The sequence below is a fragment of the Pseudomonas brassicacearum genome (genome assembly GCF_009601685.2).
In the GTDB taxonomy this organism is placed as follows: Bacteria; Pseudomonadota; Gammaproteobacteria; order Pseudomonadales; family Pseudomonadaceae; genus Aquipseudomonas; species Aquipseudomonas kilonensis_B.
In genome coordinates this window covers 6,187,134-6,211,063 of the sequence record NZ_CP045701.2, presented here as the reverse complement: position 1 = coordinate 6,211,063, position 23,930 = coordinate 6,187,134, and the positions used below count along the sequence as shown (strand labels likewise).

The following is a 23,930-nucleotide window of genomic DNA, read 5'->3' as shown; positions in this document are numbered from 1 at the left end:
CACTGGCCAGCCGTTCAGTCCATGTCCTTTGTCAAACGCTGCCACAACGCGTAATACACCCGTCCGGATTTCTGCTCGCGATGCAAGCGCCAATTGCCCGGCAAGCCCAGGGTGGACGGGGCTGTCTCGCTTTCAGTGTAGACCCAGGCATCCTCGGCCAGCCACTGACGTTCCTCGAGCAAGGCGCAAACCGTCGGCAGCAGGTTCTGATTGAAAGGCGGGTCGAGGAAAACCAGGTCGAAAGGCGTTGCCGGTTGGCTGTCCAGGTAGCGCAGTGCGTCGGCGGTCTGCACTTGGCCGACGGTGCAGCGCAGGGTGCCCAAATGTTCTTTCAGGCTGGAGACCGCCAGGTTGCTGGCGTCCAGCGCCTGGCCCATGGCGGCGCCACGGGACAGGGCCTCGAGAAACAGCGCGCCGCTGCCGGCGAACGGGTCGAGCACCCGGGCACCCGCCACGTAGGGTGCGAGCCAGTTGAACAAGGTTTCGCGCACGCGGTCGGGAGTGGGACGCAGCCCCGGGGCATCCGGGAAGCTCAGGCGCCGGCTGCGCCATTCGCCGCCGATGATGCGCAACTGGTTCACACCGTTGTGCACGGGTTTCTTGCTGGAATTCGATGGGCGGGCCATTAGTGCTCCGGAACCCCGAGCGGCTGCTCGGCAGGTTTGTCAGTGGGGGGCGGCAGCGGCTCTTGCGGCACGCTCGGGCCAGCGGTGACGATGATCATTTTATCGGTGCTCAAGTGTCTGTTCAGCGCGGCCTTGACCTGCTCGACTGTCAATTCCTGGGACTGACGCATGAAGTCCTCCAGGTAGCTCAGCGGCAAGTCATAGAAACCCATGGCGCCGAGCTGGCCGACGATGTCGGCATTGCTGGCGGTGGACAGCGGGAAACTGCCGGCCAACTCACGCTTGGCGTCATCGAGTTCTTTCTGGGTGGGACCGTTCTTGAGGTAGTCGGCGAACACGTCCTGCACCAGTTTCAAGGTGCCTTCGCTCATCTGCGCACGGGTCTGCAGGTTGATCATGAACGGGCCGCGGGCTTGCATCGCCGTGAAGCCGGAATATACGCCGTAGGTCAGGCCGCGCTTTTCCCGCACCTCGGTCATCAGTCGTGTGCCGAAGCCGCCACCGCCGAGGATCTGGTTGCCCAGGGATACGGCGGCATAGTCCGGATCGTCTCGGTCGATGCCCAGTTGCGCGAGCATCAGGTTGGTCTGCTTGGACGGAAATTCGATGTGGCCAATACTCGCTTTGGGCTCCACCGGCGGCGGGGTTTTCGCCAGGGCCGGGCCTTTGGGCAGCGCGGCGGATACCTGGTTGGCAACCGCTTCGGCTTCGGCACGGGACAAATCCCCCACCAGCGCGATCACTGCATTGCCGGCGGCGTAGGCCTTGGCGTGGAAAGCCCGGGCCTGGGCCAGGGTGATCGGTGGAATGCTCTCGGCGCTGCCGTCGCTGGAGTGGGCATAAGGATGATCGCCGTACAGGCGCTTCATCAGTTCCAGGCCGGCCAGTTTGCCGGGGTTCTGCTTCTGGTACTCGAAACCGGCGAGCATCTGGTTCTTGATGCGGGCGAAGGAGTCGGCAGGGAAGGTCGGTTTGCCGACAACTTCGGCGAACAGCTTCAATGCCGGCTCACGCTTGTCGGCTGCGCTGAGGCTGCGCAGGGACGCCACGGCCATGTCCCGGTAGGCGCCGTTGCCGAAGACGGCACCAAGGCTTTCGAAGCCTTGGGCAATGGCGCTGACATCCTTGCCGGCCACGCCTTCGTTGAGCATGGCGTTGGTCAGCAGCGCGAGACCGGGAGCGTCGCCGTCCTGGCTGCTGCCGGCGGCGAAGGTCAGGCGCAGGTCGAACATGGGCAATTCCCGGGCTTCGACGAACAGCACCTTGGCGCCGTCGGCGGTTTTCCAGGTCTGCACGTCGAGCTGGCGGTGGCTGGGGGCTTTACCGTCCAGTTCCGCCAACGATTGCAGCTTGTTGCCGGACTTGGCGTTATCCAACGCCTGGCTGGCGGTGACGTCGGTGGTCGGCGACAGATAGAACGCCAGGGAGCCGGCCAGGACGATGAGCGCCAGGCCGATCAGTACCGGGCGCCGCGATTTGCGCTCACTCATGAGCTTTCTCCTCGGGCAGGACATGCGCAACGCTCAGGCGCGAGCGGGTGAAATACAGCTGGGCTGCCTTCTGGATATCTTGCGGGGTCACGCTTTGCAGTTCAGCGAGCTCGGTGTCCATCAGCTTCCAGGACAAACCGACGGTCTCCAACTGGCCGATGGCGGTGGCCTGGCTGGTGATCGAGTCGCGTTCATAGACCAGGCCGGCGATGACCTGGGCGCGCACGCGTTCCAGCTCTTGGGCCGTCGGCGCGGTGGTTTTCAGCTGTTCAAGCAAGCGCCACAGGCCGGCTTCGGCCTGGGCGATGGTTTTGTTTTTCTGCGTGTTGGGCGTCGCCGACAACGTGAACAGCGTGTCGCCACGGGTGTAGGCGTCGTAGCTCGACGAGCCGCCGGACACCAGCTCTTCGCCGCGCTCCAGCTGGGTCGGGATCCGCCCGCTGTAGCCGCCGTCCAACAGGGCCGAGATCAGCCGCAGCGCATTGACCGACGTTTTGTTCGTGGCGGTGGCGATGCTGGGCACATTGAAGGCCAGCATCACGCTGGGCAGTTGGGTCTGCACATGCAGGGTGATCTGGCGCTCGCCGGGTTCGGCCAGTTCCAGGGGGATTTTCGCGACCGGCACCGCACGCCGGGCAATCGGGCCGAAGTAGCGCTGGGCCAGGGACTTGACCTCGTCCGGCGTCACGTCGCCGACCACCACCAGGGTCGCGTTGTTCGGGGTGTACCAGGATTCGTACCAGTGACGCAGCTCCTCGACGGTCATCCGGTCCAGGTCGGCCATCCAGCCGATGGTCGGCGTGTGGTAGCCGCTGGCTGGGTAAGCCATGGCCTTGAAGCGCTCGTAGGCCTTGGACATGGGCTTGTCGTCGGTGCGCATGCGGCGCTCTTCCTTGATCACCTCGATCTCGCGGCTGAACTCCTCCGGCGGCAGGCGCAGGCTGGCCATGCGGTCGGCTTCCAGTTCGAAGGCCACGCCCAGGCGGTCACGGGCCAGTACCTGGTAATAGGCGGTGAAGTCATCGCTGGTGAAGGCGTTCTCTTCGGCACCGAGGTCGCGCAGGATCAGCGAGGCTTCGCCGGGGCCGACTTTTTCGCTGCCCTTGAACATCATGTGTTCCAGAGCGTGGGACAAACCGGTCTGGCCTGGCGTTTCGTAGCTGGAGCCAACCTTGTACCAGACCTGGGAGACCACCACCGGCGCACGATGGTCTTCGCGCACGACGACCTTCAGGCCGTTGTCGAGGGTAAATTCATGGGTGGGTTGTGGGTCGGCAGCCAAGGCTGAAAAGGGCAGACAAACTGTGCTGAGCAGCAGGCCTGCGGCGCGGCGGGCAAGAGCATTCATTCGTGTTTAAACCTGTTGGGTTGCCCGCTAGGTCTTAGCGTCGGCGGGCGAGAGGGTGCTAGGATAACGGTCCGTTTTACTGGCGGCCACGCCTATCGGGCCTTTTATCGGTCCGGGGTTGTCTGGGTTCCCCGGAGAATTGTCGGGTTTGCCCGTTGATCCCGGCGTTTTCGCCGATGATGCCGTACCAGTCCTTCGAAAAAATCGACTTTGAGGTGTCCATGGGACGTCTCGACAAAATGTTGCGCGTGAACAAGCTGGATGAAACGCAGTCTGTTCAGCATTGAATATTTATTACCGAGGCGCCCTTTGGCGCGTCGCTACCGTGAGATAGCCGTCCTCCATGTTTGGTTCCAACGACGACAAGAAGACCCCAGCTGCGGCTGGCGAGAAGAAAGGCCTGTTCGGATGGCTGCGCAAGAAACCGCAGGAAACCGTCGTCGAACAGCCGCAACCGCTGCCTGAGCCCGCCGAGGCAGTGGCCGAAGAAACCGCGCCCATTGTCCTGCCGATTGCCGAGCCGGTGCTGCAACCGGTCGAGCCTCAGACCGTTGCTGAGCCAGTGGCCGAGCAGCCGCTGACCCCGCCCGCCGAGCAAACCCCCTGGTTGACCTTGCCGGTGGCGGAAGAACCGGTCGCGTTGGTGGAGGAAACGGCGCCCCATATCACCCCGCCGATTCCAGCGCCGACGCAGGTTGTCGAGGCGCCAGTCGTCGAAGCAGTCATTGAGCCGCCAGTCGCCGTTGCACCCGTGGTTGCGCCTGCCGCACCCGAGCCGGCACCCGCTGTGTTGGAAACCGTCGAGCCCGTGCGTAGCGCCGAGGAAAACAAGGTCGGCTTCTTCGCCCGCCTCAAGCAGGGCCTGTCCAAGACCAGCGCCAGCATCGGCGAAGGCATGGCCAGCCTGTTCCTGGGCAAGAAGGTCATCGACGACGAATTGCTGGAAGACATCGAGACCCGCCTGCTGACCGCCGATGTCGGTGTGGAGGCCACCTCGGTGATCATCCAGAGCCTGACCCAGAAGGTTGCGCGCAAGCAGCTGACCGACGCCGACGCACTGTACAAATCCCTGCAAGGCGAGCTGACCAGCCTGCTCAAGCCGGTGGAAAAGCCGCTGGTGATCGCCTCGCAGAACAAGCCGTTCGTGATCCTGGTCGTCGGCGTCAACGGCGCAGGCAAGACCACTACCATCGGCAAGCTGGCCAAGAAACTGCAGCTCGAAGGCAAGAAAGTCATGCTGGCCGCGGGCGACACCTTCCGCGCCGCCGCGGTCGAGCAGCTGCAAGTGTGGGGCGAGCGTAACAAGATCCCAGTGATCGCCCAGCACACCGGCGCCGACTCCGCTTCGGTGATCTTCGACGCCGTGCAGGCTGCCAAGGCCCGTGGCATCGATGTGCTGATCGCCGACACAGCCGGTCGCCTGCACACCAAAGACAACCTGATGGAAGAATTGAAGAAGGTGCGCCGGGTGATCGGCAAGCTCGACGCCGACGCCCCCCACGAAGTGCTGCTGGTGCTGGACGCCGGTACCGGCCAGAACGCCATCAACCAGGCCAAGCAATTCAACCAGACCGTCGAACTGACCGGGCTGGCCCTGACCAAGCTCGACGGCACCGCCAAGGGCGGGGTGATTTTCGCCCTGGCCAAGCAGTTCGGCCTGCCCATTCGCTATATCGGCGTGGGCGAAGGCATCGACGACTTGCGCACCTTTGAAGCCGAGCCCTTTGTCCAGGCACTGTTTGCCGAACGGGAGCATTCATGATTCGTTTCGAACAGGTCGGTAAACGCTATCCGAACGGTCACGTCGGCTTGCATGAGCTGAGCTTTCGGGTCCGTCGGGGCGAGTTTCTGTTTGTCACCGGCCATTCCGGCGCCGGTAAAAGTACCTTGCTGCGCCTGCTGTTGGCGATGGAACGGCCCTCCACCGGCAAATTGCTGCTGGCCGGCCAGGACCTGAGCACCATCAGCAATGCCCAGATCCCCTACCTGCGACGGCAGATCGGCGTGGTGTTCCAGAATCACCAGTTGCTGTTCGACCGCACGGTATTCAACAACGTGGCATTGCCGTTGCAGATCCTTGGCCTGTCCAAGGCCGAGATCGTCAAGCGCGTGGATTCGGCCCTGGAGCGCGTGGCCCTGTCGGACAAGACCGACCTGTACCCGGGCGACCTGTCTACCGGCCAGCAACAGCGCGTCGGCATCGCCCGCGCCATCGTCCATCGCCCGGCGTTGCTGCTGGCGGACGAGCCCACCGGTAATCTCGACCCGCGACTGGCGGCGGAAATCATGGGCGTATTCGAAGACATCAACCGCCTGGGTACCAGCGTGCTGATCGCCAGTCACGACCTGGCATTGATTGCGCGTATGCGTCACCGCATGCTCACGTTGCAACGTGGACGACTGATTGGTGACGGGGAGGCTGGCGTATGAGTGCGACCCGCAGCCCGAAAGTGGCCGAACGCGTGGCCCCGAAGGCCTCCGATCCGCAGCCGCAAAAGAAAAAACGCGACGATGACGACGGCCCGGACTTCGCTACGCTGCTGCACGCCTGGATCGAAAGCCATCGCGCCAGCCTGCTGGACAGCCTGAGGCGCCTGGGCAAGCAACCCATCGGCAGCTTCTTTACCTGCATGGTCATGGCGGTTGCCCTGAGTCTACCCATGGGCCTGTCATTATTGCTAAGTAATGTGGAGCGCCTGGGCGGTTCCTGGCAGCGCGCGGCGCAGATCTCCCTGTACCTGCAGATGGACGCAAGCCCCGGCGAAGGCCAGGCGTTGCGCGAGCAGATCAAGGCCATGCCGGGCGTGGCCGAAGCCGAGTACATCGGCCGCGAGCAGGCGCTTGAAGAGTTCCAGCAGCAGTCCGGCCTGGGTGACGCCCTCAAGGAGTTGCCGCAGAACCCGCTACCGGGCGTGGTACTGGTGACGCCGAACGAGGTCGACAAACCGACCCTTGAAGCATTGAGACAAAGACTTTCCGAGTTGCCGAAGGTACAACAGGCGCAACTTGATCTAGTCTGGGTCGAGCGTCTTGCGGCGATCCTCAAGCTCGGCGACCGGTTCGTCTTCGGTCTGACGGTGCTGCTGGTTTCTGCATTACTTTTGGTGATAGGCAATACCATTCGTCTTCATATTGAAAACCGCCGCACCGAGATAGAAGTGATTAAACTCGTCGGTGGTACGGACAGTTATGTACGCAGGCCTTTCCTTTATATGGGCGCGTTGTATGGCTTCGGTGCCGGGATCCTGTCCTGGGGGGTATTGGCGTTCGGACTGGATTGGCTGAACGACGCGGTAACAAGGTTGGCCGGTTTGTACGGCAGTGATTTCTCGCTCGCCGGTGTGCCAGTCGCCGATGGTCTGTCGCTCTTGCTTGGCGCGGTGCTGTTGGGTTATATCGGTGCATGGATTGCGGTCGCACGCCACTTGCGTGAGCTTGCGCCAAAATAAGTGTTTTTTGCGTGTATTGACCTTTCAATTTTTGTGGGAACTTGTCCTAGGGTTTCCGGTCAATTTTCGCAGTGCTGAACTGCACGAGTTATGTGAGTCGGAGGTTTTTTCGTATGACCACTTCTTTGCAACCTGCTTATGCTCTGGTCCCGGGTGCGAACCTGGAGGCCTATGTGCACACGGTCAACAGCATTCCACTGCTGACCCCCGAGCAGGAGCGTGAACTGGCCGAGAGTCTCTATTATGAGCAGGATCTTGAGGCGGCTCGGCAGATGGTGCTCGCCCACCTGCGTTTTGTCGTACATATCGCCCGCAGCTATTCCGGCTACGGGCTGGCCCAGGCCGACCTGATCCAGGAAGGCAACGTCGGCCTGATGAAGGCGGTCAAGCGTTTCAACCCGGAAATGGGCGTGCGCCTGGTGTCGTTTGCGGTGCACTGGATCAAGGCGGAAATCCACGAGTTCATCCTGCGCAACTGGCGCATCGTGAAAGTCGCGACCACCAAGGCCCAGCGCAAGCTGTTCTTCAACCTGCGCAGCCAGAAGAAACGCCTGGCCTGGCTGAACAACGAAGAAGTCCATCGTGTCGCCGAAAGCCTGGGTGTAGAGCCTCGGGAGGTGCGCGAGATGGAAAGCCGCCTGACCGGCCATGACATGGCCTTCGACCCGGCCGCCGAAGCGGACGACGACAGCGCTTTCCAATCGCCGGCCAACTACCTAGAAGACCACCGGTACGACCCGGCGCGTCAACTGGAAGACGCCGACTGGAGCGACAACTCCAACACCAACCTGCACGAAGCCCTGGAAGTGCTGGACGAGCGCAGCCGCGATATCCTCTACCAGCGCTGGCTGGCCGAGGAAAAAGCCACGCTGCACGACCTGGCGCAGAAGTACAACGTGTCGGCCGAGCGGATTCGCCAGCTTGAGAAGAGCGCGATGAACAAGCTCAAGGTGTCGATCGCTGCCTGACTGCGATAGCGGCCATGAAAAAACGCCCCGATCAGTGATGATCGGGGCGTTTTTTTGTGCTCGATGTCGGACCCGACACTCCACCTGTGGGAGCGGGCTTGCTCGCGAATGCGGTGTGTCAGTGCACATCAATGTATCTGGTGCACCGCATTCGCGAGCAAGCCCTCTCCCACAAGGGATCTCCAGTGTCTTGGTTACTGGGCCCAAGGCGCTCGCCGCGAATTATTGAGCTCCAGCAAATAACTGTCGCCCCCCAGCTGGCTCATCTGCTGGCGAATCCAGCTCGCCCGTCGCAGTACGTAAGGGCTCGGCCGGCTGGCGCTCCATTTCCGCGGGTTGGGCAATACCGCCGCCAGACGGCTGGCCTGTTGCCGAGACAAGGCGTCGGCGCCTACGCGAAAATGATGTCGCGCTGCCGCTTCAGCTCCGAACACGCCGTCATCCCACTCGACACTGTTGAGGTACACCTCGAGGATCCGCTGCTTGGGCCAGAATATTTCGATCAGCGCGGTAAACCAGGCTTCCAGGCCCTTGCGCAGCCAACTGCGGCCGGGCCACAGGAACAGGTTCTTGGACACTTGCTGGCTGAGGGTGCTGGCGCCGCGAATCGAGCCGCCGCGTCCGTTATGGGTAAGCGCAGCCTGGATCGCACCGAAGTCGAAGCCCCAGTGCTCGGGGAATTTCTGGTCTTCGCCAGCAATCACCGCCACTTTCAGGCTATCGGAGATCTGATCCCAAGGCTGCCAGGTACGTTGCAGGTCGATCGGTTCGCCGCCGAACCAGGATTCAACCTTGCGCTCGATCATCAGCGCCGTGAACGGCGGCGGCACCACCCGAAACAACAGTACGAGCACAACACTGCCAACGGCGAACCAGAGCAGGGCGTTAAGGAATCGTCGAAATAATAAACGCAGCATAGAGATGGCTTGGCCGAACCCGTCGAGCGGGCCATTATACAGACCCTGTCCACCGAGTCTGACTGGAGTTCTCATGCTGCGTAGCTTTCTGATGCTGGCTGCTTTTTTCGGCTTCACGGGCGTGGCACTGGGGGCATTTGCCGCCCATGGCCTCAAAGGCCGCCTGAGCGCCGAATACCTGGCGATTTTCCACACCGGCGTCACCTACCAACTGGTGCACACCCTGGCGTTGCTGGGCGTTGCGCTGCTGGCCACGCACATTCCCGGCCGCATCGTCACCTGGGCCGGGGTTTCATTTGTGATCGGTATCCTGTTGTTCTCCGGCAGCCTGTACCTGCTGACCCTCACAGGTATCAGCAAGTTGGGCATCATCACGCCGTTTGGCGGCGTGGCGTTCCTGATCGGCTGGCTGTGCCTGGGGCTTGCCGCCTGGCGGCTGGGCTGACCGGGCGGTCCATTTCATGACGAATGGCTTGGGTCACCCAGACTGATCGGGCTAGAATGCCAGCCCCTAAAAATGATGGCGGCATCCGGCATGCGCATTCAGTTGAACGGCGAACCCCTTGAACTGCCCGACGGTGAAACCGTTGCGGCCCTGCTGACCCGTCTGGAACTCACCGGACGCCGCGTCGCGGTGGAGCTCAATCTGGATATCGTCCCGCGCAGCCAGCACACCGAAACCACGTTGAACGATGGCGACAGCGTCGAAGTGGTCCACGCCATCGGCGGCGGCTAGTCGCCTCGGTTTCGCGGTATTTCGCAAGAACCTCACCCCAACAGAGGATTTCCCATGAGCATCGTTCGTAGCGACAAGCCCTTCGTCCTGGCCGGTCGTACCTACCAGTCGCGCTTGCTGGTAGGCACCGGCAAATATCGCGACATGGAAGAAACCCGCCTGGCCATCGAAGCCTCGGGCGCCGAAATCGTGACCGTCGCTGTGCGCCGGACCAACATCGGCCAGAACCCGGGCGAACCGAACCTGCTGGATATCCTGCCGCCGGATCGCTACACCATCCTGCCGAACACCGCCGGTTGCTTCGACGCCATCGAGGCCGTGCGCACCTGCCGCCTGGCCCGTGAGCTGCTCGACGGCCACAACCTGGTGAAGCTGGAAGTGCTGGCGGACCAGAAAACCCTGTTCCCCAACGTGATCGAAACCCTCAAGGCCGCCGAAACCCTGGTCAAGGAAGGCTTCGACGTGATGGTCTACACCAGCGATGATCCGATCATCGCCCGTCAATTGGCGGAAATCGGCTGCATCGCGGTCATGCCGCTGGCCGGCCTGATCGGCACCGGCCTGGGGATCTGCAACCCGTACAACCTGCAGATCATCCTGGAAGAAGCCAAGATCCCGGTGTTGGTGGATGCCGGTGTCGGTACCGCATCCGACGCCACCATCGCCATGGAGCTGGGTTGCGAAGCAGTGCTGATGAACTCGGCCATCGCTCACGCCCAGCAGCCGATCCTCATGGCCGAAGCCATGAAGCACGCCATCGTCGCCGGTCGCCTGGCGTACCTGGCCGGCCGCATGCCGAAAAAACTTTACGCCAGCGCCTCCTCGCCGCTGGATGGTCTGATCAAGTAAGAGCCATTGATGACTGAATCGAACGACACGCCGGTCCTGCCGGAAGAAGGCGAAGAGCGCCAGCACCGCCGCATCAAGAGTTTCGTGATGCGCGCCGGGCGCATGACTGAAGGCCAGCAGCGCGGCCTGGAGCAGGGCGCGCCGCTGTTTGTCCTGCCGCTTGCCGATGCGCCGGTGGATTTTGACCAGGTCTTCGGCCGATCGGCCCCGCGCTCGCTGGAAATCGGCTTCGGCATGGGCCATTCATTGCTGGAAATGGCTGCGGCTTCGCCGGAGCAGGATTTCATCGGTGTGGAAGTCCACCGTCCCGGCGTTGGTGCGCTGCTCAACGGCGTGCTGACCCAAGGGCTGACCAACCTGCGGGTCTACGATTGCGACGCCATCGAAGTGCTCAACCGCTGCGTGGCCGACAACAGCCTCGACCGGCTGATGTTGTTCTTCCCGGACCCTTGGCACAAAAGCCGCCACCACAAGCGCCGTATCGTCCAGGCGTCGTTCGCTGAACTGGTGCGCAGCAAGTTGAAGGTCGGCGGTGTGCTGCACATGGCCACCGACTGGGAACCCTACGCCGAATACATGCTGGAAGTGATGAACGTCGCCCCGGGCTACCGCAACCTGGCCGAAGACGGCAAGTGCGTGCCGCGCCCGGCTGAGCGGCCGATCACCAAGTTCGAGCGCCGAGGCGAGCGGCTTGGGCATGGGGTTTGGGATTTGAAGTTCGAGAAGGTGGCTTAAGCATCACCAATACCCAATGTGGGAGCTGAACTTCTGTGGGAGCAAGGCTTTGTGGGAGCAAAGCTTGCTCGCGATGCAGGCAACTCGGGATTCAAGTGGGTACCGAGGCGCTGCTATCGCGGGCAAGCCTTGCTCCCACAGAAGCTCAGCTCCCACATTTGTTTTGTGGTGTGGGTGGGATCAGCGCCGATCCGCGACTACGCCGATCAACACCAGCACCACCAACAACACCGGCGCCAGGCTGTAGTTGTTGAACTGGCTCAAGCCCCGGACGACCCACGGCGTGGCGTAGATCAGTGCCGCGCCGCTGCCGATCATGCACAGCAGGGCGATCAGCGGGACGCGCAAGGCGCCGGCGATGCTGCCCAGGCGTTGTTCGACCCAACCCTTGATGTCGGCGCCAAACAGCACCAGCAGGCAACCTACCAATGCCAGGGAGATTTCCGACAGATTGCTGCGGCTCCAGCGGGACACGGTGGCCAGCAGATCGAGTACCAGATCCATTCGATTTCCTTGTGTTGATCAGCTCAGAAATGTCTGCAGCAAGTCGTTGAGAAACAGCTGTCCGCGCTCGGTGGCCGCCAGACGTGTCGGTTCGACCTGCAACAACCCGCTTTGTTCGGCCTCGCGCCGACCTTCGGCCAGGCTTTGCAGGGGCAGCCCGGTGCGCTCCGGGTACAGCCGCGCTTCCACGCCTGCGGTCAGGCGCAGGGCATTCATCAGGAACTCGAACGGCAGCTCTTCGTTGGCCAGGGTTTTCTCGCCGGCCTGGAAGCTTTTGGCCGGGTTGAGATAGTCCTTGGGCAGGCGGGTCTTCCAGGTGCGCACGATGCGCCCGTCCGGATGGCTGAGCTTGCCGTGGGCGCCGGCACCGATGCCGATGAAGTCGCCGAAGCTCCAGTAATTGAGGTTATGCCGCGCCGCCCGGCCGGGTTGGGCGTAGGCCGAAACCTCGTATTGGGCGTAGCCGTGTTCGGCCAGCAAGGCTTGCCCGGCTTCCTGGATGTCCCACAGCGTGTCGTCTTCGGGCAATGTCGGCGGCTGGTTCCAGAACACCGTGTTCGGCTCCAGCGTCAGCTGGTACCAGGACAAATGGGTCGGCTGCAAGGCGATGGCCTGGCGCAGGTCGCTCAAGGCGTCTTCCAGGGACTGGTCGGGCAGCCCATGCATCAGGTCAAGGTTGAAATTGTCGAAACCGGCCTGGCGGGCCATGCCGGCGGCGCGCACCGCCTCGTCGCCGTTGTGGATCCGGCCCAGGGCTTCAAGCTTGGCCTGCTGGAAACTCTGGATGCCGATGGACAGGCGATTGATGCCCAAGGCCCGGTAAGCGACGAATTTTTCTTGTTCGAAGGTGCCGGGGTTGGCTTCCAGGGTTATTTCAATGTCCTGGGCGAACGGTATCCGCGCTTCCACCCCCTTGAGCAGACGCCCCAGGGCCCGGGCGCTGAACAGGCTCGGGGTGCCGCCGCCGAAAAAGATCGAGCTCAACGGGCGACCATGGACCGCGTGCAAGTCCTGTTCGAGGTCGGCCAGCAAGGCGTCGACATATTCCTCTTCCGGCAGCTGAGGGCTGGCGGTGTGGGAGTTGAAGTCGCAATACGGGCATTTGCGCACGCACCACGGGATGTGGACGTACAACGCCAGGGGCGGCAGCACCGGCAGTGGTGCCCGAGGCGTTTGTACACCGCCATGAATCAGCGGTGCGGGAGCGTCATCGATCATTGCAGGCCCAGGCGTTGACGCAGCAGGGCCATCGCACGGGCGCGGTGGCTCAGTTGGTTCTTTTCCACCGGCCCCAGCTCGGCGCTGGAGCAATTGCGTTCCGGCACCCAGAACAACGGGTCATAGCCGAAACCGTGCTCGCCGCTGGCTTCGGTGAGAATGCGCCCGTGCCACAGGCCTTCGCAGAGGATCGGCAATGGATCATCGGCATGGCGTACCAGGGCCAGCACACAAACGAACTGCGCGCCGCGCTCAGCTTCGGGCACGTCCTTGAGGGCGTCGAGCAGCTTGGCATTGTTCGCCGCGTCACCTTTGCCGTCGGCATAGCGGGCCGAATAAATGCCGGGCGCGCCGCCCAGGAAGTCCACGGCCAGCCCGGAATCGTCGGCCAGCGCTGGCAGGCCCGAGATGCGTGCGGCATTGCGGGCCTTGAGAATGGCGTTCTCGACGAACGACAGGCCGGTCTCTTGCGGTTCCACCTGGCTGAACTCGCCAATCGAGCGCAGCTGCACCGACCCGCCGAGCATGGCTTGCAGTTCCTTGAGTTTGCCGGCGTTGTGGCTGGCCAGTACGAGTTGGGTGAAATTGATCATTGGCCCGGGAACAGTTCCTGGTTGAAATTGATGGTGTTGATCTTGTCGCCGGTCTGCACCTTGATCTCGAAGGTACGGGTTTCCTGCTGGGGCACCGGGTACTGGGCGATGTAGTAGATCGCGCCTTGCTCGGTCACCTGCTTGAATTGCAGCGGGATGCTCTGGCTGGTGAGGTCTTTCACAGTGCCGCTGACCTGGGCCATCAAGGGTTTGCCATCCTTGAGCACCGAGACGTTGATCACACCTTGTTGCTTGCTGCGAATCAGATCGGCGCCCTTGGCGATGTCCGGTGTCAGGAAGGTGGAGTTGAAGGTGTTGTAGTGCACGGTGATATCACCGAACACTTCCTTGCGCTCACCCTTGATAGCGTCGGCGGCCATGGCGCCAACGCTCAGGCAAGCGGTGATGAGAAACAACGCTAGACGTTTCATGTCGTGCTCCTGGGTAAGGCCGGGGCTCAGACCGCGACCTGATGATCGTTAAGGCCTGGGCTGCTGACCCGATAGATGCCTATCTCACCTAACAGATTAGGCCATAGCTTGCTGGCCCACCCGTGGCGGTGCTGTTGGTCCACGGCCAGGCGATCGATGACCTTGGCTTGACGCTCGCGGCACAGCGCTTCGAAATCCTCGAAGGTGCAGAAGTGGATGTTCGGCGTGTTGTACCAGGTGTAGGGCAAGAACTCCGAAACGGGCATGCGACCCTTGCTCGCCAGGTACCAGCGGCAACGCCAGTGGCCGAAGTTGGGGAAGGTGATGATGCACTGGCGTCCGACCCGCAGCATTTCGTCGAGGATCTTGTCCGGGTAGTGCACCGCTTGCAGCGCCTGGGTCATGACCACGATGTCGAAGCTGTTGCTGGCAAAATTGCCCAGGCCCTTGTCCAGGTCCTGCTCGATGACGTTGATGCCCTTGGCAACGCACTCGGCGATGTTGTCCGGGTCGTTTTCCAGGCCGTAGCCGCTGACTTGCTTGTTGTCCCGCAGCCAGGTCAGCAGTTCGCCGTTGCCGCAGCCCAGGTCGAGCACGCGGCTGCCGGCGGGGATCCATTCCTGGATGATGTCCAGATCGGCTCTCATGGCGTCCTCACAGCGTTATACGGTTCATGTAGTTGCCGAACGCCTGCAGGTAGCGCGGGATCGGGATCAAAAAGGCGTCGTGACCCTGGGGCGCGTCGATTTCCAGGTAGCAGACGTCCTTGCGCGCGGCCATCAGCGCGTCCACCAGCTCGCGCGAGCGCGCCGGGGAGAAGCGCCAGTCGGTGGTGAACGACATCACGCAGAACTTGGCGGTGGCATTGGCGAAGGTTTTCGCCAGGTTATCGTCGAAGTTCGCCGCCGGATCGAAGTAGTCCAGTGCCTTGGTCATCAACAGGTACGTGTTGGCGTCGAAACGCCCGGAGAACTCCTCGCCCTGATAACGCAGGTAGCTCTCGACCTGGAACTCGACGCTGTGGAAGTCGTAGTTGAGCTTTTCGCTCTTGAGGCCGCGGCCGAATTTCTCGCCCATGGAGTCGTCGGACAGGTAGGTGATGTGCCCGACCATCCGCGCCAGCATCAGCCCGCGCTTGGGGATCACGCCGTGCTCCTGGAACGAGCCGCCGTGGAAGTCGGGGTCGGTGAGGATCGCCTGGCGTGCCACTTCGTTGAAGGCGATGTTCTGCGCCGACAGCTTGGGCGCCGAGGCGATTGCCAGGCAGTGGCGCACGCGGTCCGGGTAGGTGATGGTCCACTGCAGGGCTTGCATGCCCCCCAGGCTGCCGCCGATCACGGCTGCCCACTGGCCGATACCGAGGCGATCGGCCAGGCGTGCCTGGCTGTGGACCCAGTCCTCCACGGTCAGCACCGGGAAATCGGCGCCGAAGGGTCTGCCGGTGTCCGGGTTGAGGCTGCTGGGGCCGGTGGAGCCGTTGCAGCCGCCCAGGTTGTTCAGGCTGACCACGAAGAACTTGCTGGTGTCGATGGGCTTGCCCGGGCCGATGCAACTGTCCCACCAGCCGGGCTTGCGGTCGTCGATGCTGTGGTAGCCGGCGGCGTGGTGATGCCCCGACAAGGCGTGGCAAATCAGCACGGCATTGCTCGCCGTGGCATTGAGGGTGCCGTAGGTTTCGTAGATCAGGTCATAGGCTGGCAACGAACGGCCGCAGGCCAGGGCCAGGGGCTCGCTGAAATGCGCCATTTGCGGCGTCACCAGACCAACGGAATCGGGGGGAAAGGCAGCTGGCATCGACCCTGCTCGCGTTGAAATGAGGCGTAAGTCTAAAGACCGCTGTGGCGGGCGGCAAGCAAAGGCGCGGCTGATTGTCCGCCGTTGTTTTTGTGGCGAGGGAGCTTGCTCCTGCTGGGGCGCGAAGCGGCCCTGTAGGAGCTGTCGAGTGCAACGAGGCTGCGATCTTTCCCCAGGCAATTGAGTCGTGAGCGAACGCACAACAGATCAAGATCAAAAGATCGCAGCCTCCGGCAGCTCCTGCAGGCGCCTCCCAGCGGGAGCAAGCTCCCTCGCCACAGGGTTAACCATGCCCCCGATCCAAGCCGGATCAGGTGGGCCGGGCGAGGCCCGGCAACTCCGGCAGTTTCTTCGGCGAATGGATGCGCACCCGTTTCTGCCGGTTCAATTCGCCGCTGACCAGGCTGACCTGGCTCTTGGACACGCCAAACGCCTTGGCCAGGAACGCCATCAAGTATGCGTTGGCCTTGCCCTCGACCGGCGGGGCGGTGAGGCGGATCTTCAGGCGGTCACCGTGCAGCCCGGCGAAATCATCGCTGCGGGCTGCCGGTTGCAGGTGACACTCCAGGATCAGGTCGTCGCCATCCCAGCGAAAGTAGCTCACGTGGGTCAGATCAGCAGGCGCAGGATTTCCGGCATCATGGTCATCGCCGCCAGGTTGTTGATCACCAGCATGTCGATCAGCTTGAGCACCATGAATGCCAGGATCGGCGAGATATCCAGGCCGCCGAGGTTCGGCAGGATACGGCGGAACGGCGCCAGGGCCGGCTCGCAGATCTGGTTCACCAGTTCGGCGCCCGGGTTGTGACTGCCCGGTGCGACCCACGACAGGATCACGCTGATGATCAGGGCGAAGAAGAAAATCTTCAGGAACAGCGCGGTCACGCCAATGATCGACCAGATCAGCAGTTGCAGCGGGTTGCCGGTGGTGCCGTAGGTCAGCAGCAGGGTCAGGGCCATCAGCGCCAGTTGCACGAGGATAGCCAGGACCAGCGACGACATGTCCAGGCCGAACAGGCTCGGGATGATCCGACGCAGCGGCTTGAGCAGTGGCTGGGTGGCCTTGACGATGAACTGGCACAGCGGGTTGTAGAAGTTGGCGCGCACCAGTTGCAGCACGAAGCGCAGCAGCACGATCAGCAGGTACAGGCTGCCGAGGGTTTGCAGCACGTACACCGCTGCAGTGTTCAATCCAATCATGAATGACTCCTTATTGGCCCAGTTGTTCGGCCATTTCGGCCGAGCGGTGCGCGGCGGCGCCGAGTGCTTTTTCCACCAGGGCTTCGAAGCCCCCGGCCTGGAACGATTTGATGGCCGCTTCGGTGGTGCCGGCCGGCGAGGTCACACGGCGGCGCAGTTCGGCCGCATCGACGTCGCTGGACACCGCCATGTGCGCGGCGCCCAGTGCGGTCTGCAAGGTCAGCTGAGCGGCGGTTTCCCGGGGCAGGCCGAGTTTCTCGCCGGCGGCGGTCATGGCTTCGATCAGCAGGAAGAAGTACGCGGGGCCCGAGCCGGAGACCGCGGTGACGGCGTCCAGTTGCTGTTCGGTGTCCAGCCACAGTGCCAGGCCGACAGCCGACAGCAGCTCCTCGGCCTGCTGGCGTTGTGCGGTGGACACTTGGGAAGTGGCGAACAGGCCGCTGACGCCCTGGCGTAGCAGCGCCGGGGTGTTGGGCATGCAGCGTACGATGGGCTGCTCGCCGAGCCAGTTGTTCATGCTGGCGCAAGTAATGCCGGCGGCAATCGACACCACCAGTTGATGGGGCTTGAGGCTTGGGCGCAGGGCTTGGCAGACGGTTTTCATCGCCTGCGGCTTGACCGCCAGCACGATGACGTCCGCGCCGTCGATGGCCTGGGCGTTGTCGGCGAAGGTTTCGATGCCGTGCTCGGCGCTCACCCGGGTGCGGGTCGCTTCGCCCGGATCGCTGGCGCGGATCAGGGAAGCGTCCAGGCCCTTGGCCCGCAGGCCGCCGATCAGGCTGGCGGCCATGTTGCCGGCGCCGATGAAGGCAATACGCATGTTGCTCATGACAGGTCCTTATAAAGAGATGAGTCGGCCATGTTTCAGGATTGACCGTAGTCGCGGGCACCAAACAGGGCTGTACCGATGCGCACCCAGGTGGCGCCCTGGGCAATGGCCGACTCAAGGTCGTGGCTCATGCCCATGGAAAGGGTGTCCAGCGGCAGCGCCAGGCTGGCTTGCAGGCGTTGGACAGCGGCGAAGGCAGCATCCTGGGCGGCGCGGTCTTCGGTGGGTTCGGGAATCGCCATCAACCCGCGCAGTTTCAGGCGGGGCAGGGCGCTGATGGCGCTGGCCAGGGCGGGCAGGTCCGCTGGGGTACAGCCGGATTTGCTGGCTTCACCGCTGACGTTGACCTGAATGCAGATGTTCAGCGGTGGCAGGTCGGCCGGACGCTGCTCGGACAGACGCTGTGCAATTTTCAAGCGATCCACGGAATGCACCCAGTCGAAATGTTCGGCGATAGCGCGCGTCTTGTTCGATTGAATGGGGCCGATGAAGTGCCAGATCAAGGGCAGGTCGGTCAGTTCGAGCTGTTTGCCCAAGGCTTCTTGCAGGTAGTTCTCGCCGAAGTCCCGCAGGCCGGCGGCATAGGCTTCGCGCAGGGCCTGGACGGGCTTGGTCTTGCTCACGGCCAGCAGTTGGACACTGTGTTCGGCACGCTGGGCGGCCTGCTCCGCAGCGCGGATGCGCGAACTAACCTGAGCGATGTTGTCTGCTATCGTGGACATAAGGAAGCGCCAGCGGTGAGGTTCGCGGCATTCTACTGGAATTGAGGAGCGCTATGGATATCACTGAGTTACTGGCGTTCAGCGCCAAGCAGGGCGCGTCGGACCTGCACCTGTCCGCCGGGCTGCCACCGATGATCCGCGTCGATGGCGATGTCAGGCGCATCAACCTGCCGGCACTGGACCACAAGCAGGTTCATGAACTGATCTACGACATCATGAACGACCGGCAACGCGTAGATTACGAAAAGTTTCTGGAGACCGATTTTTCCTTCGACGTACCGGGCGTCGCGCGGTTTCGGGTCAACGCCTTCAACCAGGATCGCGGTGCGGGGGCGGTGTTCCGCACCATTCCGTCGAAAGTCCTGACCATGGAAGACCTGGGGATGGGCGAGGTGTTTCGCAAAGTGACCGAGGCCCCTCGCGGGCTGGTGTTGGTGACCGGGCCGACCGGTTCAGGCAAGTCCACCACCCTGGCGGCCATGATCGATTACCTGAACAGCCACAAGCACCATCACATCCTCACGATCGAAGACCCTATCGAATTCGTTCACGAACCGCGCAAATGCCTGATCAACCAGCGCGAGGTGCACCGCGACACCCAGGGTTTCTCCACGGCCCTGCGTTCGGCCCTGCGGGAGGACCCGGACGTGATCCTGGTGGGGGAGATGCGCGACCTGGAGACCATTCGCCTGGCGCTGACCGCCGCCGAAACCGGGCACCTGGTATTCGGCACCCTGCACACCACGTCGGCGGCCAAGACGATTGACCGGGTGGTGGACGTGTTCCCCGGTGACGAGAAGTCCATGGTTCGCTCGATGTTGTCGGAATCGTTGCAGGCGGTGATTTCCCAAACGCTGGTCAAGAAGATCGGCGGCGGCCGGATCGCGGCGCATGAAATCATGCTGGGCACCGCGGCCATTCGGAACCTGATCCGTGAAGACAAGGTGGCGCAGATGTACTCGGCCATCCAGACCGGCGGCTCGCTGGGGATGCAGACGCTGGACATGTGCCTGAAGGACTTGGTGAACAAGGGGCTGATCAGCCGCGAGCATGCGCGGGAGCGGGCGCGTACGCCGGATAACTTCTAAGCAGGAACAGGGAGGCGGCAGTCCCTGTAGGAGCTGTCGAGTGCAACGAGGCTGCGATCTTTCCACTGCCGATTGAGTCGAGAGCGAAAGATCAGGATCAAAAGATCGCAGCCTTCGGCAGCTCCTACAAGTGCAACCTAGCTAAAGGCCATGCGCTCTTCAGCGCTGAACCACGCGCATCGCCCCCGGCTCTTTGGGCAGCACGCGCTTGGCTATCACGTAATGACTGTTCCAATACGGCTTGTTCAAGGTATCGATGCTCACCGACTTGCCACGGCGCGGGGCGTGGATGAAGCGGTCGTTGCCCAGGTAGATGGCCACGTGGTTGACCCGGCGGCTCCTGAGCTTGAAGAAGATCAGGTCGCCTGGCTTGAGATCCTTGCGCTCGACTTTCTCGCCATGACCGGTGGCCATGGCGTTGGAGGTGCGCGGCAGGTCGAAGGTGGCGTCGTTGAAGGCGTATTTCACCAGCCCGCTGCAATCGAAACCTTTACTTGGGCTACTGCCGCCCCAACGGTAAGGTGTGCCGAGTACATTCACGGCGCGACTCAACACATTGCTGCTCGTTTTGGTCGCCATCGGCGGGACCAGCTTGCTGTTGGCCGTGCTCACGCGCTGGGCGCTTGGCTTGTTCTTGCTCAAGGAAGCAGAAACATGGGATTTCGGGGTATAGCCGTTGACGTTGGGAAGACGTTGCTCACGATTGGTGGCGTGGGCGGCCAGTGGCAATAATAGGCAGAGGGTTAGCCATGTCTTGAAAAATGGACGCATTAGGCAGGGCTCTTAAAGGTTGGCGCGCAACTTTATAACAGCTTTTTTTGCCATTCCGAGGCCGTTTGTCGATTCGAAACGCCGCGCAAAAACCAGCAAAATGCGACAAATTGACCGGATTGTCCGACAGAACCCCTATGCCACGGGGCTTTCGTCGGTTCGGGGCGCCGAGAACCGTTTGTCGGCCAGACACGAAAAAGTCACAAAAAGTCAGAAAAAATTTATCTATCGAGGCAAAAGAGGCCATTCATGAACAGCTATCAGCAGGATGCAATCCGCGATACCCACAGCAAGGTCATTGGGTATCTGCTGTGGATTTTCGGGTTCACAGGGGCCCATCGTTTCTATTACGGCAAGCCGGTCACGGGCACGATCTGGTTCTTCACCTTCGGCCTGCTGGGCATAGGCTGGTTGATCGACCTGTTCCTGATTCCGGCCATGGACCGCGAAGCGGACCTGCGTTTCACCCCGGGGCCCATCGAATACAGCGTGGCGTGGATTCTTCTGACGTTTCTCGGGGTGCTGGGCGTACACCGCATGTACCAGGGCAAATGGCTCAGCGGGATCCTTTACCTGCTGACCGGCGGGGTGTTTTTCCTGGGGGTGCTGTATGACTTCTGGACGCTGAACGATCAGGTGTCGATTCGTAATGCGCAGAAGCGTGGGGCTTTTCAGTAAGACCGGGTCGCCTGCATCGCGAGCAAGCTCCCACACTGGATCGAGATGTTCACAAATCATGTGTTCACCAAAGATCCACCTGTGGGAGCGAGCTTGCTCGCGATAGGCGCGGCGCGGTATCAGGCCTGGTGGGTAATCCGCCCATCCATCAGGGTGTAACGCACCACTCCCGGCAGGCTATGGCCGAGGAACGGGCAGTTGTCACCCTTGGAACGCCAGGCTTCACCGGCCACGGTGGACGTGGCAGGGTCGAACAGCACCAGGTCCGCCGCGGCGCCCACCGCGAGTTTCCCCGCCGGCAATTGCAGTGCCTGGGCCGGACCGGCGCTCAGGCGCGCCAGCAGGGTCGGCAGGTCCAGCAAACCGTCTTCCACCAGTGTCAGGGCCAGCGGCAGCAGCAGTTCGACGCTGCTGATGCCCGGCTCGGTGGCGCCAAACGGTGCCAGCTTGGCATCGCGTTCGTGGGGTTGGTGATGGCTGGAGATGGCCGAGATCACCCCGGATTTCACCGCCTCGCGCAAGCCATCGCGGTCGGCGCGGGTGCGCAGCGGCGGCTGGACGTGGTAGACGCTGTTGAAATCGATCAGCGCTTCATCGGTCAGGATCAACTGGTAGAGCGCCACATCGGCGGTCACCGGCAGGCCGCGGGCCTGGGCCTGGGCGATCAGCGCCGCGCCGCGGGCACTGGTCAACTGGCTGAAGTGGGCGCGCACGCCGCTTTGCTCGACCAACAGCAGGTCCCGGGCCAGGGCCACGGTCTCGGCGGTTTCCGGGATGCCCGGCAGGCCGAGGAAGCTGGCGGTCGGGCCCTCGTGGGCCAAGCCGCCTTCGGCCAGGTCGTGGTCCTGGGAGTTGAAGATCACCGTCAGGCCGAAGGTCGCCGCGTATTCCAGGGCACGGCACAGGGTACGGGTGTTGCGGAAACTGTTCAGGCCGTTGCCGAACGCCACGCAACCGGCGTCACGCAGGGCGATGAGCTCGGCCAGTTGCTCGCCGTCCAGGCCTTTGCTCAGTGCGCCGATGGGGAAAACCTTGGTGTTGCCGGCCTCGCGGGCGCGGTCAAGGATCAGTTCGGCCACGGCCGAGGTGTCCAGCACCGGTTTGGTCTGCGGCGGGCAGCACAGGCTGGTCACGCCACCGGCAGCGGCGGCCCGGGTCTCGCTGACGATACTGCCTTTGCGGCTGTAGCCCGGCTCGCGCAGGGCGACGTTCAGGTCCACCAGGCCGGGAGCGGCCACCAGGCCTTGGGCGTCGAGGGTCTCGACCGCGACGAAACCGGCCGGCGCTGCGCCAAGGGCGACGATCTTGCAGGCATCGATATGAATATCAGTCACTTGATCCAGGCCACTGGCTGGATCGATCACGCGTGCGCCGAGAATGCTGAGCTTCACTGGGCGTTCTCCTGGTCGAATTGGCGCTGGGCCGTTTGCCCGCTCATGGCCATGGACAGCACGGCCATGCGGATGGCGATGCCGTAGGTCACCTGGTTGAGAATCACCGAGTGCGGCCCGTCGGCCACCGCCGACTCGATCTCCACGCCGCGGTTGATCGGCCCCGGGTGCATGACGATAGCGTCCGGCTTGGCCCCGGCCAGGCGGGCGGTGGTCAGGCCGAACAGGCGGTAGAACTCACCTTCGCTGGGCAGCAGGCCGCCGGTCATGCGCTCGCGTTGCAGGCGCAGCATGATCACCACGTCCACATCCTTGAGGCCTTCGGTCATGTCGGTGTAGACCTTCACGCCGTATTGCTCGACGCCGATGGGCAGCAGGGTCTTGGGCGCGATCACACGGATGTCCGGGCAGCCGAGGGTCTTGAGGGCCAGCATGTTCGAGCGGGCCACCCGCGAGTGCAGGATGTCGCCGACGATGGCCACCGACAGGTTCTCGAAGCCGCCCTTGTGCCGACGGATGGTCAGCATGTCCAGCATGCCCTGGGTCGGGTGGGCGTGACGGCCGTCGCCGCCGTTGATGATCGCCACTTGCGGGCAGACGTGTTCGGCAATGAAGTGCGCTGCACCGGAGTCGCCGTGGCGCACGACGAACATGTCGGCGGCCATGGCTTCGAGGTTGCGCAGGGTGTCGAGCAGGGTTTCACCCTTGCTCGCCGAGGACGTGGACACGTTGAGGGTGATCACGTCCGCCGACAGCCGCTGGGCCGCCAGTTCGAAGGTGGTGCGGGTGCGGGTGGAGTTTTCGAAGAACACGTTGCACACGGTCTTGCCGCGCAGCAATGGGACTTTCTTCACCGCCCGGGCACCGACTTCCAGGAACGAGTCGGCAGTGTCGAGGATTTCCGTCAGCAGCTCGCGGCGCAGGCCGTCGAGGGACAGGAAGTGCTGCAGCTGGCCCTGGTCGTTGAGCTGCAGCGGGCGCTTGGTTTCGAGAGGCGTCATCGCGATGGACTCTTACAAGGGCAGTTAAAGGGCAAGGTCTTGCAGTTCGAGTTGCAGCGGCGACGGGCCGGAGAGCTTGACCCGCTCATGGGCGGCCAGCGTCAGCGTCGCACCGACCACGTTCGGCCGGATCGGCAGCTCGGCGGCGTCCAGGTCCAGCAGGCACACCAGCGTCACGCTGGCCGGGCGGCCGTAGTCGAACAGTTCATTGAGGGCGGCGCGGATGGTCCGACCGCTCATCAGCACGTCGTCGATCAGCACCAGGTGCTGGCCTTCGATCTCGAACGGCAGGGCCGAGGGGCGCACTTGCGGGTGCAGGCCGTTCTGGCTGAAGTCGTCGCGGTAGAAGGACACGTCCAGGGTGCCCAGTGGCGATTGGCTGCCCAGTGCTTCGAGCAAGGCCTGGGCGACCCAGACGCCACCGGTGCGAATACCGATGTAGCGCGGGTCGCTGATGCCGCGGTGTTCCAGGTGTGCCTTGAGACGAATCGCCATCTGGCTGATCAGTTCGGCAGGATTGGGCAGGCTCATGCTGGCTCCTTCAGGTTCCCGGGCCGGTGGTGAGTGGCGCGGTCTATCGCTAAGAGAAAGC

At 62.8% G+C, this 23,930-nt stretch carries 28 protein-coding genes; 10 read left to right on the top strand and 18 right to left on the bottom strand.

Annotated features, from left to right (window positions below; translation table 11 throughout):
* Nucleotides 1-14: 14 nt before the first annotated feature.
* From rsmD to GFU70_RS27010, 3 genes are read right to left on the bottom strand one after another with little or no spacing between them, the layout of a single operon-like run.
* Complete coding sequence (gene rsmD, locus GFU70_RS27020) at nt 15-626, bottom strand: 16S rRNA (guanine(966)-N(2))-methyltransferase RsmD (RefSeq protein WP_064106887.1); 612 nt, start codon at nt 624-626, stop codon at nt 15-17.
* Nucleotides 626-2,116 carry a M16 family metallopeptidase gene (locus GFU70_RS27015; protein WP_058543280.1) on the bottom strand — a complete coding sequence of 497 codons (1,491 nt, stop codon included), beginning with the start codon at nt 2,114-2,116 and terminating at the stop codon, nt 626-628. Before GFU70_RS27015 ends, rsmD begins: the two co-directional genes overlap by 1 nt.
* Complete coding sequence (locus GFU70_RS27010; protein WP_153389045.1) at nt 2,109-3,464, bottom strand: M16 family metallopeptidase; 1,356 nt, start codon at nt 3,462-3,464, stop codon at nt 2,109-2,111. The genes GFU70_RS27015 and GFU70_RS27010 overlap by 8 nt, the downstream gene beginning before the upstream one ends.
* 343 nt (nt 3,465-3,807) lie before the next feature.
* Between GFU70_RS27010 and ftsY the strand changes: the two genes are divergently transcribed.
* The 4 genes from ftsY (at nt 3,808) to rpoH (ending at nt 7,881) form a co-directional block, all read left to right on the top strand.
* Nucleotides 3,808-5,226, top strand: a complete 1,419-nt coding sequence (gene ftsY, locus GFU70_RS27005) for a signal recognition particle-docking protein FtsY (protein ID WP_058543282.1) — start codon at nt 3,808-3,810, stop codon at nt 5,224-5,226.
* Nucleotides 5,223-5,894, top strand: coding sequence for a cell division ATP-binding protein FtsE (gene ftsE / locus GFU70_RS27000; protein WP_025215982.1), 672 nt, complete (start codon nt 5,223-5,225; stop codon nt 5,892-5,894). Before ftsY ends, ftsE begins: the two co-directional genes overlap by 4 nt.
* On the top strand, nt 5,891-6,913 hold the full coding sequence (gene ftsX, locus GFU70_RS26995; protein WP_058543283.1) for a permease-like cell division protein FtsX: 1,023 nt from the start codon (nt 5,891-5,893) through the stop codon (nt 6,911-6,913). The genes ftsE and ftsX overlap by 4 nt, the downstream gene beginning before the upstream one ends.
* Nucleotides 6,914-7,026: 113 nt before the next feature.
* Nucleotides 7,027-7,881, top strand: a complete 855-nt coding sequence (rpoH, locus tag GFU70_RS26990) for an RNA polymerase sigma factor RpoH (protein ID WP_003177476.1) — start codon at nt 7,027-7,029, stop codon at nt 7,879-7,881.
* A 194-nt stretch (nt 7,882-8,075) separates the two neighbouring features.
* Here the strand turns inward: rpoH and mtgA are convergent, their stop codons facing one another.
* A complete protein-coding gene (gene mtgA / locus GFU70_RS26985) occupies nt 8,076-8,798 on the bottom strand; it encodes a monofunctional biosynthetic peptidoglycan transglycosylase (RefSeq protein ID WP_058543284.1) in 723 nt (240 codons plus the stop codon).
* A 73-nt stretch (nt 8,799-8,871) separates the two neighbouring features.
* Here mtgA and GFU70_RS26980 point away from each other — a divergent pair, with 73 nt between their 5' ends.
* The 4 genes from GFU70_RS26980 to trmB all read left to right on the top strand — a co-directional run bounded on the left by GFU70_RS26980 (nt 8,872) and on the right by trmB (nt 11,118).
* Nucleotides 8,872-9,243, top strand: coding sequence for a DUF423 domain-containing protein (locus GFU70_RS26980; RefSeq protein WP_058543285.1), 372 nt, complete (start codon nt 8,872-8,874; stop codon nt 9,241-9,243).
* Between the two features lie 90 nt (nt 9,244-9,333).
* A complete protein-coding gene (gene thiS, locus GFU70_RS26975; RefSeq protein WP_058543286.1) occupies nt 9,334-9,534 on the top strand; it encodes a sulfur carrier protein ThiS in 201 nt (66 codons plus the stop codon).
* Nucleotides 9,535-9,588: 54 nt separating this feature from the next.
* Nucleotides 9,589-10,383 (top strand): thiazole synthase, encoded by a 795-nt coding sequence (locus tag GFU70_RS26970; RefSeq protein WP_003177480.1) that lies wholly within the window; start codon nt 9,589-9,591, stop codon nt 10,381-10,383.
* Between the two features lie 9 nt (nt 10,384-10,392).
* On the top strand, nt 10,393-11,118 hold the full coding sequence (trmB, locus tag GFU70_RS26965) for a tRNA (guanosine(46)-N7)-methyltransferase TrmB (protein ID WP_014340682.1): 726 nt from the start codon (nt 10,393-10,395) through the stop codon (nt 11,116-11,118).
* Nucleotides 11,119-11,298: 180 nt separating this feature from the next.
* Here trmB and GFU70_RS26960 read toward each other — a convergent pair whose 3' ends face one another.
* From GFU70_RS26960 to GFU70_RS26915, 10 genes are all read right to left on the bottom strand, one after another.
* On the bottom strand, nt 11,299-11,622 hold the full coding sequence (locus GFU70_RS26960; protein ID WP_003177482.1) for a DUF3392 domain-containing protein: 324 nt from the start codon (nt 11,620-11,622) through the stop codon (nt 11,299-11,301).
* Between the two features lie 18 nt (nt 11,623-11,640).
* The gene (hemW, locus tag GFU70_RS26955) at nt 11,641-12,840 is read right to left on the bottom strand and encodes a radical SAM family heme chaperone HemW (protein WP_058543288.1); all 1,200 of its coding nucleotides are present in this window, start codon (nt 12,838-12,840) and stop codon (nt 11,641-11,643) included.
* On the bottom strand, nt 12,837-13,433 hold the full coding sequence (gene rdgB / locus GFU70_RS26950) for an RdgB/HAM1 family non-canonical purine NTP pyrophosphatase (protein ID WP_058543289.1): 597 nt from the start codon (nt 13,431-13,433) through the stop codon (nt 12,837-12,839). Before rdgB ends, hemW begins: the two co-directional genes overlap by 4 nt.
* Nucleotides 13,430-13,864 carry a DUF4426 domain-containing protein gene (locus GFU70_RS26945; RefSeq protein WP_058543290.1) on the bottom strand — a complete coding sequence of 145 codons (435 nt, stop codon included), beginning with the start codon at nt 13,862-13,864 and terminating at the stop codon, nt 13,430-13,432. The genes rdgB and GFU70_RS26945 overlap by 4 nt, the downstream gene beginning before the upstream one ends.
* Nucleotides 13,865-13,890: 26 nt before the next feature.
* Nucleotides 13,891-14,511 carry a methionine biosynthesis protein MetW gene (gene metW, locus GFU70_RS26940; RefSeq protein ID WP_058543291.1) on the bottom strand — a complete coding sequence of 207 codons (621 nt, stop codon included), beginning with the start codon at nt 14,509-14,511 and terminating at the stop codon, nt 13,891-13,893.
* A gap of 7 nt (nt 14,512-14,518) precedes the next feature.
* Complete coding sequence (gene metX / locus GFU70_RS26935) at nt 14,519-15,658, bottom strand: homoserine O-succinyltransferase MetX (RefSeq protein ID WP_058543292.1); 1,140 nt, start codon at nt 15,656-15,658, stop codon at nt 14,519-14,521.
* A 310-nt stretch (nt 15,659-15,968) separates the two neighbouring features.
* Nucleotides 15,969-16,262: a DUF167 domain-containing protein gene (locus GFU70_RS26930; RefSeq protein ID WP_064106886.1), complete on the bottom strand. Its 294-nt coding sequence runs from the start codon at nt 16,260-16,262 to the stop codon at nt 15,969-15,971.
* Between the two features lie 5 nt (nt 16,263-16,267).
* On the bottom strand, nt 16,268-16,858 hold the full coding sequence (locus GFU70_RS26925) for a YggT family protein (RefSeq protein WP_058543294.1): 591 nt from the start codon (nt 16,856-16,858) through the stop codon (nt 16,268-16,270).
* Nucleotides 16,859-16,868: 10 nt separating this feature from the next.
* On the bottom strand, nt 16,869-17,687 hold the full coding sequence (gene proC / locus GFU70_RS26920; protein WP_058543295.1) for a pyrroline-5-carboxylate reductase: 819 nt from the start codon (nt 17,685-17,687) through the stop codon (nt 16,869-16,871).
* A 35-nt stretch (nt 17,688-17,722) separates the two neighbouring features.
* Nucleotides 17,723-18,409 carry a YggS family pyridoxal phosphate-dependent enzyme gene (locus GFU70_RS26915; protein WP_063323964.1) on the bottom strand — a complete coding sequence of 229 codons (687 nt, stop codon included), beginning with the start codon at nt 18,407-18,409 and terminating at the stop codon, nt 17,723-17,725.
* Nucleotides 18,410-18,462: 53 nt separating this feature from the next.
* On the opposite strand from GFU70_RS26915, the gene GFU70_RS26910 reads away from it, so the two are divergent.
* Nucleotides 18,463-19,497, top strand: coding sequence for a type IV pilus twitching motility protein PilT (locus GFU70_RS26910; RefSeq protein WP_153389044.1), 1,035 nt, complete (start codon nt 18,463-18,465; stop codon nt 19,495-19,497).
* Nucleotides 19,498-19,656: 159 nt separating this feature from the next.
* Here GFU70_RS26910 and GFU70_RS26905 read toward each other — a convergent pair whose 3' ends face one another.
* Nucleotides 19,657-20,268, bottom strand: a complete 612-nt coding sequence (locus GFU70_RS26905; RefSeq protein WP_116643650.1) for a C40 family peptidase — start codon at nt 20,266-20,268, stop codon at nt 19,657-19,659.
* A 249-nt stretch (nt 20,269-20,517) separates the two neighbouring features.
* Between GFU70_RS26905 and GFU70_RS26900 the strand changes: the two genes are divergently transcribed.
* Nucleotides 20,518-20,946 (top strand): NINE protein, encoded by a 429-nt coding sequence (locus GFU70_RS26900; protein ID WP_003206477.1) that lies wholly within the window; start codon nt 20,518-20,520, stop codon nt 20,944-20,946.
* A gap of 119 nt (nt 20,947-21,065) precedes the next feature.
* On the opposite strand, the gene GFU70_RS26895 is transcribed toward GFU70_RS26900, so the two are convergent.
* From GFU70_RS26895 to pyrR, 3 genes are read right to left on the bottom strand one after another with little or no spacing between them, the layout of a single operon-like run.
* Nucleotides 21,066-22,337, bottom strand: a complete 1,272-nt coding sequence (locus GFU70_RS26895) for a dihydroorotase (protein WP_116643651.1) — start codon at nt 22,335-22,337, stop codon at nt 21,066-21,068.
* Nucleotides 22,334-23,338: an aspartate carbamoyltransferase catalytic subunit gene (locus GFU70_RS26890; protein WP_064106885.1), complete on the bottom strand. Its 1,005-nt coding sequence runs from the start codon at nt 23,336-23,338 to the stop codon at nt 22,334-22,336. The genes GFU70_RS26895 and GFU70_RS26890 overlap by 4 nt, the downstream gene beginning before the upstream one ends.
* Nucleotides 23,339-23,362: 24 nt before the next feature.
* On the bottom strand, nt 23,363-23,869 hold the full coding sequence (gene pyrR / locus GFU70_RS26885; protein WP_058545933.1) for a bifunctional pyr operon transcriptional regulator/uracil phosphoribosyltransferase PyrR: 507 nt from the start codon (nt 23,867-23,869) through the stop codon (nt 23,363-23,365).
* Between the last annotated feature and the right edge of the window lie 61 nt (nt 23,870-23,930).